Annotated in this window: 12 protein-coding genes and 1 pseudogene; 7 read left to right on the top strand and 6 right to left on the bottom strand. The window is 48.0% G+C overall.

Annotated features, from left to right (window positions below):
- Positions 1 to 43: 43 nt before the first annotated feature.
- Both Y71_RS29490 and Y71_RS29485 read right to left on the bottom strand, forming a co-directional pair.
- The gene (locus Y71_RS29490) at positions 44 to 328 is read right to left on the bottom strand and encodes a hypothetical protein (RefSeq protein ID WP_000032260.1); all 285 of its coding nucleotides are present in this window, start codon (positions 326 to 328) and stop codon (positions 44 to 46) included.
- The gene (locus Y71_RS29485) at positions 328 to 1,155 is read right to left on the bottom strand and encodes a ParA family protein (protein ID WP_000981293.1); all 828 of its coding nucleotides are present in this window, start codon (positions 1,153 to 1,155) and stop codon (positions 328 to 330) included. Before Y71_RS29485 ends, Y71_RS29490 begins: the two co-directional genes overlap by 1 nt.
- A 178-nt stretch (positions 1,156 to 1,333) precedes the next feature.
- On the opposite strand from Y71_RS29485, the gene Y71_RS29480 reads away from it, so the two are divergent.
- On the top strand, positions 1,334 to 2,269 hold the full coding sequence (locus Y71_RS29480; RefSeq protein ID WP_000151478.1) for a hypothetical protein: 936 nt from the start codon (positions 1,334 to 1,336) through the stop codon (positions 2,267 to 2,269).
- 231 nt (positions 2,270 to 2,500) lie between these two features.
- Here the strand turns inward: Y71_RS29480 and Y71_RS30935 are convergent, their stop codons facing one another.
- Positions 2,501 to 2,632: a hypothetical protein gene (locus Y71_RS30935; protein ID WP_001116618.1), complete on the bottom strand. Its 132-nt coding sequence runs from the start codon at positions 2,630 to 2,632 to the stop codon at positions 2,501 to 2,503.
- A gap of 381 nt (positions 2,633 to 3,013) precedes the next feature.
- Here Y71_RS30935 and Y71_RS29475 point away from each other — a divergent pair, with 381 nt between their 5' ends.
- Positions 3,014 to 3,493, top strand: coding sequence for a hypothetical protein (locus tag Y71_RS29475; protein ID WP_126498302.1), 480 nt, complete (start codon positions 3,014 to 3,016; stop codon positions 3,491 to 3,493).
- 521 nt (positions 3,494 to 4,014) lie between these two features.
- Complete coding sequence (locus Y71_RS29470; protein WP_001217270.1) at positions 4,015 to 5,844, top strand: hypothetical protein; 1,830 nt, start codon at positions 4,015 to 4,017, stop codon at positions 5,842 to 5,844.
- A 169-nt stretch (positions 5,845 to 6,013) separates the two neighbouring features.
- Here Y71_RS29470 and ppl read toward each other — a convergent pair whose 3' ends face one another.
- Both ppl and Y71_RS29460 read right to left on the bottom strand, forming a co-directional pair.
- The gene (gene ppl / locus Y71_RS29465; RefSeq protein WP_000215804.1) at positions 6,014 to 8,701 is read right to left on the bottom strand and encodes an anti-phage protein Ppl; all 2,688 of its coding nucleotides are present in this window, start codon (positions 8,699 to 8,701) and stop codon (positions 6,014 to 6,016) included.
- Positions 8,702 to 8,852: 151 nt separating this feature from the next.
- A complete protein-coding gene (locus tag Y71_RS29460; RefSeq protein ID WP_001270901.1) occupies positions 8,853 to 9,683 on the bottom strand; it encodes a hypothetical protein in 831 nt (276 codons plus the stop codon).
- A 70-nt stretch (positions 9,684 to 9,753) separates the two neighbouring features.
- On the opposite strand from Y71_RS29460, the gene vapB reads away from it, so the two are divergent.
- The 4 genes and pseudogenes from vapB (at position 9,754) to Y71_RS29440 (ending at position 12,096) form a co-directional block, all read left to right on the top strand.
- Entirely contained in the window at positions 9,754 to 9,987 is a 234-nt protein-coding gene (gene vapB / locus Y71_RS29455) for a type II toxin-antitoxin system VapB family antitoxin (protein ID WP_032140383.1), read from the top strand.
- Positions 9,984 to 10,381 (top strand): annotated as a pseudogene (locus Y71_RS29450) (type II toxin-antitoxin system VapC family toxin). Before vapB ends, Y71_RS29450 begins: the two are co-directional and overlap by 4 nt.
- Before the next feature lie 686 nt (positions 10,382 to 11,067).
- Positions 11,068 to 11,781: a GNAT family N-acetyltransferase gene (locus Y71_RS29445; RefSeq protein ID WP_000139428.1), complete on the top strand. Its 714-nt coding sequence runs from the start codon at positions 11,068 to 11,070 to the stop codon at positions 11,779 to 11,781.
- 48 nt (positions 11,782 to 11,829) lie between these two features.
- Entirely contained in the window at positions 11,830 to 12,096 is a 267-nt protein-coding gene (locus tag Y71_RS29440; RefSeq protein ID WP_000699996.1) for a flagellar transcriptional regulator FlhD, read from the top strand.
- Positions 12,097 to 12,397: 301 nt separating this feature from the next.
- Here Y71_RS29440 and uvrB read toward each other — a convergent pair whose 3' ends face one another.
- The gene (gene uvrB, locus Y71_RS29435; protein WP_000103071.1) at positions 12,398 to 14,374 is read right to left on the bottom strand and encodes an excinuclease ABC subunit UvrB; all 1,977 of its coding nucleotides are present in this window, start codon (positions 14,372 to 14,374) and stop codon (positions 12,398 to 12,400) included.
- Positions 14,375 to 14,498: the final 124 nt, after the last annotated feature.

Genomic DNA, 14,498 nt, shown 5'->3' with positions numbered 1-14,498 from the left:
AAGATGTCTGAAGATGAAATACAAATGTATTTCATTTGTATTGCTAAATGTTCTCTTTAATCGCCTTCAGAACTTTTTCTGGTCCTGCTGACTGAGCAAGGTACAGCCCTGCACGAAGTAATGTGGAAACCGTAATGTTCTTGTGCGTAAGTGCCTGGATCTGCTCAACCAGTTCCTGCGCCAGCATCTTTTCCGCAGGTGTCATGCGTATAGTTTTTGGTGTTTCGCCTGTCGTATTTTTCTTTTTAGCCGCAATGTTAGTCAGGCTACTTTCTTTTCTGGCCCGTTCAGGTTTTTCCATTATAGGTCGAACAAGTTCTTTAGACATTATGCTGCCTCACTGCTGATAATTTCTTCTAGCTCACGGGCAAGTTTGCCGTAATCCACTAAAGCCATTGCACTTTTCTGGTAGTAGTACAGAGGAAGACAAGCCACCTGAGACTGTACTATGGCCTGATCAGTACGAATCCGGCTTTTCAATAGTCTCGGAGAAATTCTCTCGTGCGAGCCCAGGGCGGTTTCGATATAAGTGTTTATTTTCTTATTTGCACCATTGTAATTGTTCCGGAATACACTGAAGCGTGCATAATCTTCCTCAGAGATCTCATCCATATAGTCCAGCATGATTTCAAGACCACTCAGAGAAAAACTCCCGCCATCGACAGGTACCAGAACATGATCGGCGATAAAAATTGCATTGCCGGTTGCGATATTGAGCCCAGGTGCACAGTCAATAATGATGTAATCATATTCAGTGCGAACTTTCTCGAGATGACGGCCCAGGATTTTTTCGCGGTGACTGCGGGTAAGGGTCTGTTCAATAATTTTTTCGAACGTCGGGTCAGACGGAATCAGATCCAGGTTAGGGATAGGAGCATCACCGGCCATCGCGGGGATGATGACATCGCGGATATCAAATCGAGAATTGCTGTAGAGATCGCAAATAGTTGGACCATACATGGAATAGTACTTTTTACCATTTGCGGTGACTTCTGTCGTATTGGCCTGCTGGTCCGAGTCAATCAACAGCGTCCGCTTCCCTGATCTGGCATAGTGAACAGCCAGATTGGTAGCCGAACTGGTCTTACCAGGACCACCTTTATTGTTCATTATCGCAATTATGCGAGCATATCGTTCCTGTAGCTTGTTCATCATAACGGCTCCAGATTATGTTTATCAGTCAGGAGTAGTTGTAATCCATTACGCACACATTGGCAATACAAATGTAATACAAAAGTATTTTTATACTGATTGATATTTTGTCTTGATATGCAGTTTTATGGAATAGTTAGTGCACACTTAAAATTTCTGAATAGACACTGAAAGGTAAGTTATGACGATTGAAAGCTTTTTCATCGGCACTCGCATGTCAGGAAAACGTTATGGACCTCAGAGTAAAGACATGCAGGTTTCTGAATTCATAGCACTTATATCTCCGAAAAATGAACCAGAGAAATTTGTCCTACCCGATTTCTCCGGTCTGGCACGTCGGATTGACGCCCAGATCCGGAATCAGTTTATTCAGCAAAAAGAGGATGACTATTACCGTCGATACCGACAGCTTTCGGACCGGTGGTATCAGGCCGGCTCTATCAGTGACAGAAACAATCGCAGCCAGCGTTTTGAGAAGGTCATGGATGAGTCGCTTGAGTTTTTGGTTTACAGTCATGATGTTATGCCCAACATCAACCCATATAATCTCAAATACGATGATCGCGTTCAGGTTAGCACGAAAGGCAAAATGTACTGCGTAGCGCTTCTGTTCCATATTATCGCTCGAGCGGCCTATGAGCCAGTCTCTGTAGGTGCAGATCCTACGCTGCAAAGGCATTGCAAGTGGCTGAAGGACTGGATTAATAAAACGTTAGGGGATCATTTTTTAGAGGGAATGATGATTACTTTCGCCCTTTGTTATCCTGACCACTTTCCTGCCCTGCAGCGCCTTAGCGGAGAGTTAGAAACACGTGATGTTGACACATTCCTGGCTGACGAAGTTCGTAAGGCAAGGCAACACACAGAGGAACAGGTTAATTATCATAACGGCCGGTACCGGTTGAAATTCGAGTACACTCACTTTCACCAGGAGCAATTTGATTTTTTAGCCGAAATGCGTGATCTCCATTACCGGATAGATCGTATTGAACAGCTCCTTCAGAAACTGATAGATAACCCGGTAGTAGATTTCAGTGAAGCTGCTGTTGCAGGGCAGTGGATTGACGAACAAGTACAGCTGCTTGAAACAAACGAAACGAAGCTAATACTCCCATAACTCTAATCAGCCTGGCTGGTTTAACCCTTCGGTACCTGTCCATCAGGTGTCGTTTTTTTCCGTAAGAATGTCTATAGATGGCGCTCCGCAGAAAGAGGTGGGTGTTACGGTTATTCTGCCAGAAATCCCGTTGTGTTCAGGCTGTGTCCTGTCGTTCCGGCAGGACACTTGGCTGTGACCGGCGTGTAAGAAACCCGTCTAATCCAACCCCGCTTTCTTACCGGCCGGGTCTTATCGACTGCAGAACGTATCGATCACCTGTTGCACAATGATCAGAATTACAAACAGCAGCATCAGTACTTTTTCCAGCACAGTTGCACACTGAAACTTCTGAATGATTTTCAGAAAATCAGAGAAAGGCATGTGAATCTCCGGAGATTGGGTTAATCAGTGTTCTGATTTTATGGAAAGTTACATTTCCGGTTTTGCTGTCTATTGAAAAATGTTTTGCACATCTGCTCTGAAACTGAATTGCTACAGATAATGTTGAATCGTCGCAGCCTTCTCCGCGCCCTCAGTTCGAAGATCTTCGAACAGGCCTCTTCGTGAGGACATAAATTGTCTTCTGTCGTGGGGTCATTCCAGCCAAAGCAGTGGTAACTAGCACTATTTATCTTATGAGCAAGATAGTTTTCGCCTTTCGTATCTTTCGGGTCCAGGCATAACAGTATCAACATTTTATGAATCATGCCGATACTGACAGAGCGACCACCAATTATTGATAATGGATAAAGGACATTTAAATTGAACAGAATGACAGGACTCGCTGTTTTATGCCTCTCGCTGATGGGATGCAGTGCCGTGCCATCAGAAAACAGTGCGCAGTACCTCAGAACGGAAATGCAGTCGCCAGTATCAGGGGCAACCATAATTACCGTAACTGCGGACAGCCTTATGAAACAAGACAATACACATAACGCTATACTGTATGCACTTCGACCGATGCCTGGAAAAGCATTCACCTCTGAGCTGGACAGAAAATTTGCCGCAGCGACGATGTATATTGATTTGTCTCCGGGTGAAAAAAGCAGAACGGCCGAGATCAGTGGTGAGATAAATTACTATGATCACGAGCGATACGTGAATGCTCGCCTGGTAGGAGACAGTATCAGGACAATACCGATTGCACCAAAGACCATCCCGCTTACACTGAATAAACCATTCTCAATCAATCTGCCACAAGGTATTCACTATTCAGTCATGCTGACGGACAGCCAGCCTTAAACCTTCATGATTGTCTCATGACTTCCTTTCAGTTTTCTGTAGGGTCAGCAGGGAATATAAATGGGGAAGAGAATGAATTTCATCAATAAACGTCCCACAGGCGTTCTGTCAGAGACCGGGTTTACTCTGCCTGAGATGACTGAATGTTCAATCTCCAACCCATCATGATGGATGGGTGTGCCCTGGCTTTCACTGCGTGTGCAGCAGGCTGGTCGGGAACGTCCTCAGCAAAATGTCTTCCGTCGCCACCTGTTCTGGTACATGAATGAAGCACTGTTCTGGCGGGAGGCGGACATCATCCGGGTCGCCAGGTAGTTGCCTGCACTGGACCATCCGGACTTCTGAAAAAAAAGCCACCCGCAAGGGTGGCTTTCTGGATATGAGGCCCTGAGCCTTCCCGGGACTGAGCCACTGACGGAAGGGAGAGCCGTTTTTTTCGGTGACATCCCCCGCATGGCGGCAGATGGTTTAAATATGGTATGAATAAATAATAACTCACTGTACAAGAGATTTCCAGACCTATGCGTATCGACCGACGTCTGAGCAGGGATGTACTCACCGAGCGTCAGCTTTATTTTATTGAATGCTGGTCCAACTTCTGCCATAAAAACAGCCCGGATACTGACCGGGTCGGATACAGCAATCCACTCAGCACCATCCGCGAACTGCTATTTCTTTACGAAATGGAAGATCGTTTCAGTGCCGATAAAAAAAGACTCCGGGTGGCCACTGAACTGCTCGAGTTACTCGAGACCGATCAAGTTCTCAGGAGAGAAGCATTTGAGGACATCCCCGCTCAACTGGTGACTCTTCTGGACAGAGATTTGCTGGTTGACCCCACTCGCAGCCCGGTGGAAAAGCGTCCTCGTCTTATCTGTAGCCTATGTGTACAACTGGCGGATATCACCGAGGCCAGTTATATCACTGAGGCTCTTGAGATGCTTGAACAGGAACTGTTTGCATGGCCCCCTCTGGATGAACACCATGCACGGGATATTTACTCACTGACAAACGGAGTGATGAGTGTACTCCTCACCCGGGGTATGACACTGACGGAATGTTACCTGCTGTACATCAATATTTTCAGGAATGTGAGTACTGAACCGAACGCTTTCCGGGCCGCCTTTCACTCGTTCCGGCAGAAACTGGTAACGCCTACTCGGGACGTGACTGTTCGGATGTTTATTACCAGTGAGAAACTGCACACCCTACTTAACACGCAAGGACCCACACTGCAGTTCAACGGATGTGTGTTCATGCCACTTGATGAAGCCCGACAACGCTTCTCCCTCTCAGTCGATATACCGGTTTGCTCAATGTCTGACACATCTGCCCGTAACATGGCCGGTCAGATGCTTCGTGAATCCCTGGATGTCATTGCCTACATGGTAGGTAAGGGAGATATCACCGTCCAGAAACAGTTCATGATAATCAGGGATGAAGACGAAACAGAAGTGCCGCGCTTCGATAATGAAATCGAGGCAAACGCGGACCGGTTAACGGACGAGGAGTTTGCGCGCTTTATGGTGGCGATGAACCGACTGTTCACGGATACACCGGATGTGTCCCGTAAAAAAATCAGCTCCGCATTTCGGTTTTTCCGTAACGGCATTGAAAGCCAAGTTCAGGAGAGTCGTTTCACCGCTTACTGGTCGGCGCTTGAATCATTAACGCTAGGAGTTGCCCCTGGCACACCATCACATGAACAGCATGTCATCGGTGTTGTGGCTCCCTGTATGGTGCTGGACTATGTTGTTAAGCAACTGTTTTCTCTAAGAAAAGTTCTGCGCTTCATTCTGCGAGAGCCAGGGCACCCCTTGCGCACACCGGAGATCGCTTCACTTCCGCTGGGGCAACTCTATGCCCTTCTTAAAGATGCGGACCGGGTCCGTGAACTTCAGACAGATTTACAGCACTTTCCCTATGTCATGTATCGGGTGCGTAAGCTTGCCGGGATCTGTGCGTCACCCGAGAAAATGGCGGATAAACTGGGGCAACATGCCGAGAAAGTCACCCGACATCTTCACCGCCTGTATCTGCTGAGAAATACCATCGTGCACAATGCAGGTACCAGCCCGCACATTGACCTGCTGACGGTGAACCTTGAACACTATCTGCGGGCAACAATCAGCGCGTTGTTTAATATTGTGGTGATCCACCCAACCGTCAGCACCGCTGAGGAGGCATTTACCCGGTGCCAGTTTACCAGTGAGTCAGTTTTCAGGGAACTGAACCCCCTTCACGGGATCACGGAAAAGAAAGTATACACAGCCATTGATAATCAGTTGAAAAACGGGACGCTTTCCCGTAGCGATGCTCGTTTGATAGCATGGCTCAATGCCCACCACTGACACTCAGGAGAAGACTGTCAGAAGAAAGGGTAACTCATCGGCCTCATAGGCCCCGATCAAACTCTTGGGGCAGCCTGATCGGGGTCTATGTTCGGGTTTTCAGATACTCAGCGGCACGCAGGTGCCACTCTTCTGACATGTCTCTCTGTCCCAGGGATGGTGCCGTTTATCAGCTGAGTATCCGCTCATAGCGGGAACGAAATGCTTTTTCCCCTCCCTCCATTTGTCGGCAAATCAGTTCCTTCACCGGCGTCTCCTGAAGCGCTCCACAAAGCCCCGGGTGCAGGCCAGAGCGGTCGTGTTGCATACTGATAACGTATTCCGCATCACCATTGACCACTATTGGGGCAGAATGCGACACGATAATCAGCTGTCGGCGTTTCTTGTTTGCCATGATGGCAGGGATCACGCTCATGCTCAGCATCAGGCAGTCCAGGTCGTCTTCTGGTTGATCCAGCAGGAGGGGATCGGTGCCATATGACAGCAGGAACTGCAACATGCTCGCCCCTTTTTGTCCCGGTGAGGCAGAGGAAATATCTTCCATCCCTCCTCCGGGCGTCTGGTACCGAATGTGGATCCCATCATCCGGATACCAGCATTGCAGGGCATCCAGTTGCGCATCATTCAGACCTTTAAGGCGATTTCTGAAAGCTCCGTGGAGCTCTGACCCTGCTCCCGGCTCCTCGCGATGGATGGCAAGATGCAGAGCTTTAAGCGTATCCAGCGCAAGATATTTGTTTTCCGTTGCCGACGGTAGCGGACTGTACGGGCGCAAGCTGATGAAGCTATGAAGCAGCCCGCTCCCGTCACCATCATCATAGATACGATCGGCAAAGTTGCCGATCCCGGTTACCGCCTGATAACCAGATACGGTGTCTTCGTGTGGGGCACAGAGCGGCAGAATTTTAATATCCAGCGCGCTGAGAGACAGAGAGGACAGAAACGCCTTCCGCTTTTCCGTCAATACCATCCGGTGGTTACGCATTTCAGCCAGTAATCCTGTGGATCTCGCTGCTGAGGCCGCGATCGTCCCGTCAAGATCGGCGTAATTTCTCAGTTCCGACTTCAGCGACTCACAGCGCGTCATCAGCTCATCGAGGACATTCGGATTGAGTCCCTGTTCTCGTAGCACCATGGCCTCACGTTGTACAGTTTCCTCCTGGTTACGCACCGCCTCTTCCAGTGCGAGAAGAGGGGGGTCCTGCCTAATGGTACTGAGTTCCGCGGCATAGTCCGACAACAGTGTGTCAAGACGCTGGTCATACTTTTGCTGTACGTCAGAAAGACGCGTCATAAATGCTGTCAGTGTCGCAGACGGCTCCACCTGGAGCTCCGGGACTTGTACTGGCTCTTTCTCCTGCGCCCTCAGACCAGCGACATGCTGTTCATGATGCTCCAGAGGAAGCGTTGCTGCAGACAGTTCAGCCCGAGCCGTGGCCAGGCGGGTGCAAACCGGATAGTAAGCGCTCGACCGCAACTGACTGACGGCCCGTTCAGCATCAGACAACTCCCCCTGCAGTTTATCTGCGATCGTCTGGCTGGCCAGGTGACCACGCAGCGTTATTTGCTCATTCAGGTATTCCCTTTCCAGTTGATCCCAGCGCTCTTTCCAGGCGCGTTTGTTGACTACCTGACTCTCGTCACAGACGCGCAGGAATGCCCCTGTGTCTGACGCCAGTTCGTAGAGCATTTTCTGGCTGTATATTGAGAGGGGAAAACGATCTGGTGACCAGTGATTGTCCTGCACCCACTGACCTTCGCTGAAAATATGCAATTCATTACGACCATCGGGTCGCCAGCTGAGCCTAAAATCTGTGCCTTCTTTGCGGAACACACATTCGATGAAAGAATCCGCATCCATGCCCATCCCCATCTGACTAAACTGGTTCAACTTGTTGCGTTGAGACACAGTCAGCCCTTCGGTTTTTCGCATGGCCAGACGAATACTTTCGATAAGCGTGGATTTACCACTGCCCCGGGAGCCAATCACCGCATTGTAAAACGGGCTAAACTCAACGGAGGCTCCATACTGATCTGCCGGCTGGCAAAGACGGGTCCTGAATGTCAGGCTGCGCAAATGTGAAGCTGGTGCCTCCGGTGGATTATCATCAAACAGCACGCAGTTTTCCGGATCGAGTAATGCGTGCCTGAGACCGTCAAAATCAGGCTCGGACATCTTCAGCCAGCAGGTGCGCACTCCCGCTTGTTCAGGGTGGTGCGCATCTGATCCCCGAAGCCATGGCAAATCCGCAATTAAACGCCGGTGAGTCCCGTTCGTAATCTCCTCCTCCCGGTGTCTGATCTCCACTGCATGAGGATTTGACTGAAAAGCGGCCGTCAGTTCCCCCTGATTAGTAAGGCTTGTCAGAACGCCTTTCGCCGCATCAATGTGTGCGAGGATACAAATAGCTTCCGGGTTACGACGGATATTACTGATAATGCCCGCGGGTCCCAGCTGAAGCACAAGATGATGGTTGGGGGTTTCACGCGAAATAGGACAGTTGTTGTTGCACTGTGCCAGTAGCCGTTCCACCTCGGCACTGGTGCTCTGGGTGTGCAACACGGCGAGGATATGAACGTTGCCGGTGGCCGTGAGCTCCACACCGGGAAACAAAGTCAGCGGCCGGAAGTCTGCCAGTTCACCGGAACTGGCGTCCCGGGACATGTTCGCCAGTTCCGCTTTCAACACGTCAATCCATGCCCCACTGTTATGGTCACTGATGACAACACAGTCGACCTGTTGCCGCATGTAAGCCAGCAGCCATTCCCGGGGCTGGAGATCTGGGACTTTGTAGTCATCTGAGGCCGGGGTATGGTTATGAAAATCAAATTTAAACCAGCGTGATCCTACCGTCATTGTTTCTTTTCCATGTGGTGCCTAAGGTAATCCCACTATAGAAGCATTCACCTGGTAATTCAGTAACCGTTATGATTGCTGTTGGCATGAACTTCAGTCGGTCTGGCGGAAAAGTCAGAAGGCAAATAAGACCTTCGTCCACATCGGGGGTCTACATATCGACTGCCTTCAGTGGCTTAAATGGCCATGCTCCCCGCTCTCCTCTTTTGCTGAATTCACTCCGGCGTACTTTTACCGTATCAGCGGAGAACACTTCAGTATGATCCAGTGTTACAGTGGCCAGCGTAGCCAGGCTACTGTCCGTCAACGTAAATTCTTTCGGCAGACCCCATGGACCCTGCCTGACGTTCTCGATGCTACTGAATAATTCGCGGAGATAATCGGGGAGCATTTTGCCGCGCCCGTTAATGATGGCCCGATCGCTTTCTGATAGACATCCAATTTCCGGGTGCTCCCTTGCTATAACCTGCAGGACGCCAGGGAGTCCCGGCCAGTATTTTCCGTCATAACGACAGGTCAGGCCATCGAGTGTTTCATGAAGATAATAACGGTAAAGCCCATCATTATCTTCAGCCATCTCCATCAGTTCCACGATGTGCGTGGTTCTCTCAAGTGTGAATGCGTTCCGGTTCAGGATCGCATCTCGGACCAATATCTTCTGTGCCAGTTCACCGGCCTCCTTACTGATAGTCCGGTTCAGTTCTTCAAGCTGGCGATAATCCTCTTTCAATCGGGAAACGATATCAGGTCTACTGAAACGGCCCGCCAGTATGATTTGCTCCAGAAGACAATAGCATTGCTGCCAGGTTAGCGCCTGACGGGCAATATTCTGCCAGACCGACTGCATTTCATTCTCACGACTCAGTAGCCGCTCTATCAGTGGCCATACCGACATCCAGCAAGGACCTGTCAGCAAGTCAGCCTGGTATTGTCTGAGTGTATCAGTGACATCAGTTGCAGTGCTGGTTCGGGTATAACGCATCTTTTTTTCTCCGAAATCTCAGTTGACTCATTATCCATACCAGAGCCAGAACTGTCGGTAACGTAGCGAGATAAATTCCAGTTGGCGTACATTACCCGATGTTTTTCTCAAAACCATCCGTCTGCCTCGCGATCTGGATTTTGAGGGCGTCAGCGAGCTGAAGATTGTTCGGGAGGGGGACTGTATCATCCTGCGTCCCGTCCGGCCGACCTGGTGCTCGTTCGCGCAGCTTGAAAAAGCCGAACCGGACTTTATGGTGGAACGTGGGGACGTTGTCAGCGATGAAGGTCGATTTGACCTGTGAACAAGATCTACATGCTCGACACCAACATCTGCTCGTTCATCATGCGCGAGCAGTCGGAAGTGGTGCTGAAGCGCCTGGAGCCGGCGGTGCTGCGTGACCAGCGTATCGTGGTCTCGGTTATCACTTACTCCGAGATGCGCTTTGGCGCCACAGGTCCGAAGGCCTCCCCACCCCGCGAGCAGTTGGTTGACGCGTTCTGTGTGCCGTTCTGACCTGGGACTGCGCAGCGGTAGATGCGACCACGGAGATTAAACTGGTGCTGCGCCTCGCTGGCACCCCGATCGACATAGCTATCGCCGGGCACGCAATTGTCGCCGGTGCCGTGCTGGTGACGAATAATGCGCTGGAGTTTGAGAGGATATCGACCTTGGTACCTGAGGACTGGGTTAACTAGCGGTTCCTGGTATGTAGTTATGTGAGACTGACTGGCAGAGGTGGTTGCGCCATCAATGAATCCAGCACTGGAAACAGAACAGCACGCGTACATCATGCCTTGCGTTCGCTCAGTGTTTTCAACATCCAGTAATGTATAAAATACAGGTTTTCAGGCAATTAGTGGGAGGTCATCCTGACTTCCCTTTTTTCATATTTTGGTCTTATCCTTAAGAAATATCAGACGGAATCAGATTCCTTCGGGAAACGCTGACGATCGGTGAGTCAGGGAGCAATTCTTGATTCATTCAGAAATTGCCAAAACGGTTTTTCATTTGGTTTGCGGTTTTCTCGTATGTTGCTAAACTTGTCCTGTTTTATCCTCCTGGCGATACAACATTTTCCGGATAACGGTCCCTCAGTCTTTTTTTGTTTAAATAATGAACAACATCATTAATACCCACACAATAATAATCACAATATAATATCTGACATATTTCCGTTACTTCGAGATAATTAACTAATTGCGAACATGTTCTCAAAATGAATATAAGCGTTGATACAAACGCAATATATGCTATTGTTAATATATGATGTTTCTCAGGATACATCTGATATGGTACATACCGTTAAGATTTCAGTTGCTTATATCTAAAATAAACGCCGAAACTTCTCATTGTTATCCTTACGTTTCTTAAGGAGAAGAATATGACAGAGCAAAATAATTTCGGTCAATATATAGGCAGTCACCTTGACGATGACGTCACTCTTTCATTACCTGATTTGCGCCAATTACCAGGGCGTTATTGCACTCTGCAGTTGCTGTCCACCCGTCACGGGAATGACCTCTTCCAGGGATGGCACAGTATAGAGGATTCACGTGACTGGACCTATCTTCCGGATGAAAGACCGCCGACAAAACAGGCAACCCACAGTTATATTCAGCAACTCATTCAACAGAAGGGAGTATATCATTACGCCATTATAGAAAATAATTCAGAAAATGCTGTGGGAACTCTTTCTCTGTATAACCTCGACAATAAAAATGACGTAGCAGAAATAGGAGGCGTACATCTTACTCCAGTTATCAAACGAACTTCAGTCAGTACAGAAGCAATTTTCCTGATACTATCATATGTTTTTGATGTGCTTAAATATCGTCGCTGTGAATGGCAAACCGACAGGCTCAACTCTCAGGGTATGAGATCTGCCGAGAGATTAGGGTTCCAGAAAGAGGGTGTACTGCGTAATAAACAAATACTTAAATCAAGGAGCGTGGACGTTGTAATGTATTCAATCATTCAGGATGAATGGGAAAGAATATCCAGTGCGATAACTATCTGGCTTAGAACTGTCAACTTCGATGACCGGGGACATCAAATACATCCTTTACGGCATTACCTGGCGACAACAGAGCCCTGACTCTTTTGTTATTGCCCCCAGACGTTACTGGAAAAAGGGAGAATCTGAATGAAAATAATGAATGCAGAGATTGAGAGGCAAATCTGGCATCACAATCTTTCCTATTTATTGCTTGCCCAGCGGGTTCTGAATCATTACGAAGACACAGCCCTGTTTCGGCTAGGTATCGACAAGTGTACCGGAGATAAACTCCTGCAGTTGTCGTTGCCCGAACTGGTTCGTCTTGCTGAACGTCCGGAGCTGATTACCGTACTCAGACTCAGGGATCACCACCAGATAGATGTATTACTCAGTCAGTCCACTGGAATGGGATGAGCTCAGCAGGATTTACTTAACATCTTACGGACCATTTTCTTCTTTTTTATTCCGGACTGGGAATTCAGTATGTACCCCAATGAATCAGCGATCTGGATTATTTATCCGCAAAAAAACATGTCATATAAAGTAAGGGGTTTTATTGATTTTATTGATTTTATTGATTTTATTATCGATGAAATCGGAACTACTCCTTACTGGAAGCACGGAAAGTAATTCCTGTGAATACGGATTTCAAGAGGGAAAGTATTGTGTGTATAAAAATCATCCTGATTAATACAGGATGATTTTTATGATGCTGTTACATGAATATAAATTGACGATACAAATCACTCAGTTCTGTTCTTAATTTTTCTATATCCTTCTCCTCACCTGAATTCTCGATCGCCAGTAATTGCTTTTCTTTAACAGTAATTCTTTCACACAACTCTGATAGCGTTGAACAGAATGCCTCTGTATGAGTGGCAGGATAGACGCTTTCATCCTGTTCAGTACTCCGCTTACGAACTGAAGTCACTGGTTTAATATGATGTTCCAGGTTATAGGCTATCTGACGTTCCCTGCGATTGTGCGTTTCATCCATCGCCTGTTTCATGGCCGGAGTGATCCTGTTTGCATAGAGTACGGCTTTACCCTCCACATTACGTGCCACACGTCCAATCATCTGAATAAGTGCGTGTGATGAACGTAAAAAACCTGCATGGTCAGCATCAAGTATCGCGACCAGTGAGGCTTCAGGGATGTCGAGTCCTTCACGCAGCAGACTGATGCCGATTAAGACATCAAATTCCCCGGCCCGTAATCCATTGATAATTTCCTGTCTTTCATCTGTTTTGATATCAGAATGCAGATATCGGGACAGGATCCCATTTTCTGTCAGAAAATCATTCAGTTCTTCTGCGGTCTTTTTGGTCAGCACTGTCACCAGGACACGATTGTTTCTGTTGACGCAATGACGGATTTCTTCAAGTAAGTTCTCCACACACTGGTCTTTGCTTCGGACCTCAATTTCGGGATCCAGTAAACCGGTGGGGCGGATAATTTGCTGAACAACATTTTTCTTTGATTTCTGCAATTCATATTTACCTGGGGTTGCGGAAACAAAGACAGTCTGGGGCTTAATCTTCTCAAACTCAGCAAAACTCAGGGGTCGATTGTTTTTTGAGGAGGGCAGACGGAAGCCGAAATCGATAAGAGTATCCTTGCGACTCTGATCGCCACTGTACATGGCTGAGATTTGCGGGACCATTACGTGCGATTCATCAACAAAGAGCAGGCCATTTTTTGGCAGGTAATCCAGCAGCGTTGTCGGTGGGAGTTCCGGATTTCTGTCGCTGAAATAGCAGGAATAGTTTTCCATACCTGAGCAGTAACCCAGTTCACGGATCATTTCAACATCATTGTTGACGCGTTCGTATAAGCGCTCAGCCTCTATCAGACGATTTGCTTTGTTAAGTTCAGCAACCCGTTTCTCCATGTCAGTAAGAATGCTTTTGGTGGCTGAGGGTATTTTTGCGGTCGGTGTAACAAAGAGTGTTTTGGGTGATATTAAATAATGTTCAATGTCGCCCGCAATTTTCCCACTGACAGGATCAATCCATTTTGCGGATTCTATAACATCATCAAAAAGTTCGACCCTGATGGCCTGATGTTCGGAATCGGCAGGGAATATATCAATAACGTCACCGCGAACCCGGAACATCGCCCGTCCCAGAGTTTTGTCTGTACGGGCATACTGCAGACGTGCCAGTTGATGAATTAACTCCCGCTGGGCGAGTTGTCGTCCCGGGTATACCGGGATCTGGATCTCTCTGTATGCGTCCGGATCACCTAATCCGTATATCGAAGAGACGGAAGCGACGACTATCACATCCTGACGTTCAATCAATGCCTTGGTCGTAGATAACCGTAACCTTTCAAGATGATCGTTGATAGCGGAATCTTTCGGGATAAAGCGGTCACTTCCGGGGATATAGACTTCTGGCTGAAAAAAGTCGTAGTAAGAAACGAAGTATTCGACAGCATTTTCTGGGAAAAACTGCTTCATCTCCAGATAAAGCTGTGCGGTTAACGTCTTGTTAGGAGCCAGTATTAATGTAGGGCGCTGCAAACGGTGTATCACATTCGCCATGGTGAAGGTTTTACCCGAACCGGTTATCCCCTGAAGTGTCTGATGTGTCGCTCCTGCTTCGACTCCCGCTATCAGTCTGGCTATTGCTTCGGGCTGATCTCCTGACGGGATATAGCCTGAATGTAAAATGAATTTTCCTGTGGACATTATGATCTCTCCTGGTTGGAACGCCCCGGACAGCGTTAACACTACTACACTATAGTTTATGACAACCCGACGTAAGGCATTTATGCCTGACTGAAGAAAAGTTATTTGTTCTGTACCAATAAGT

The organism is Kosakonia radicincitans DSM 16656 (assembly GCF_000280495.2).
Classification (GTDB): Bacteria; Pseudomonadota; Gammaproteobacteria; order Enterobacterales; family Enterobacteriaceae; genus Kosakonia; species Kosakonia radicincitans.
Note: the sequence above shows the minus strand (reverse complement) of the source record. Positions and strands in the feature narration are given on the sequence as shown.

Excerpts from the sequence above, each read along its gene's own strand:
- Y71_RS29490 (WP_000032260.1), bottom strand. The coding sequence starts at position 328 with ATGTCTAAAGAACTTGTTCGACCTATAATGGAAAAACCTGAACGGGCC.
- Y71_RS29485 (WP_000981293.1), bottom strand. The coding sequence starts at position 1,155 with ATGATGAACAAGCTACAGGAACGATATGCTCGCATAATTGCGATAATG.
- Y71_RS29480 (WP_000151478.1), top strand. The coding sequence starts at position 1,334 with ATGACGATTGAAAGCTTTTTCATCGGCACTCGCATGTCAGGAAAACGT.
- Y71_RS30935 (WP_001116618.1), bottom strand. The coding sequence starts at position 2,632 with ATGCCTTTCTCTGATTTTCTGAAAATCATTCAGAAGTTTCAGTGTGCA.
- Y71_RS29470 (WP_001217270.1), top strand. The coding sequence starts at position 4,015 with ATGCGTATCGACCGACGTCTGAGCAGGGATGTACTCACCGAGCGTCAG.
- ppl (WP_000215804.1), bottom strand. The coding sequence starts at position 8,701 with ATGACGGTAGGATCACGCTGGTTTAAATTTGATTTTCATAACCATACC.
- Y71_RS29460 (WP_001270901.1), bottom strand. The coding sequence starts at position 9,683 with ATGCGTTATACCCGAACCAGCACTGCAACTGATGTCACTGATACACTC.
- Y71_RS29445 (WP_000139428.1), top strand. The coding sequence starts at position 11,068 with ATGACAGAGCAAAATAATTTCGGTCAATATATAGGCAGTCACCTTGAC.
- Y71_RS29440 (WP_000699996.1), top strand. The coding sequence starts at position 11,830 with ATGAAAATAATGAATGCAGAGATTGAGAGGCAAATCTGGCATCACAAT.
- uvrB (WP_000103071.1), bottom strand. The coding sequence starts at position 14,374 with ATGTCCACAGGAAAATTCATTTTACATTCAGGCTATATCCCGTCAGGA.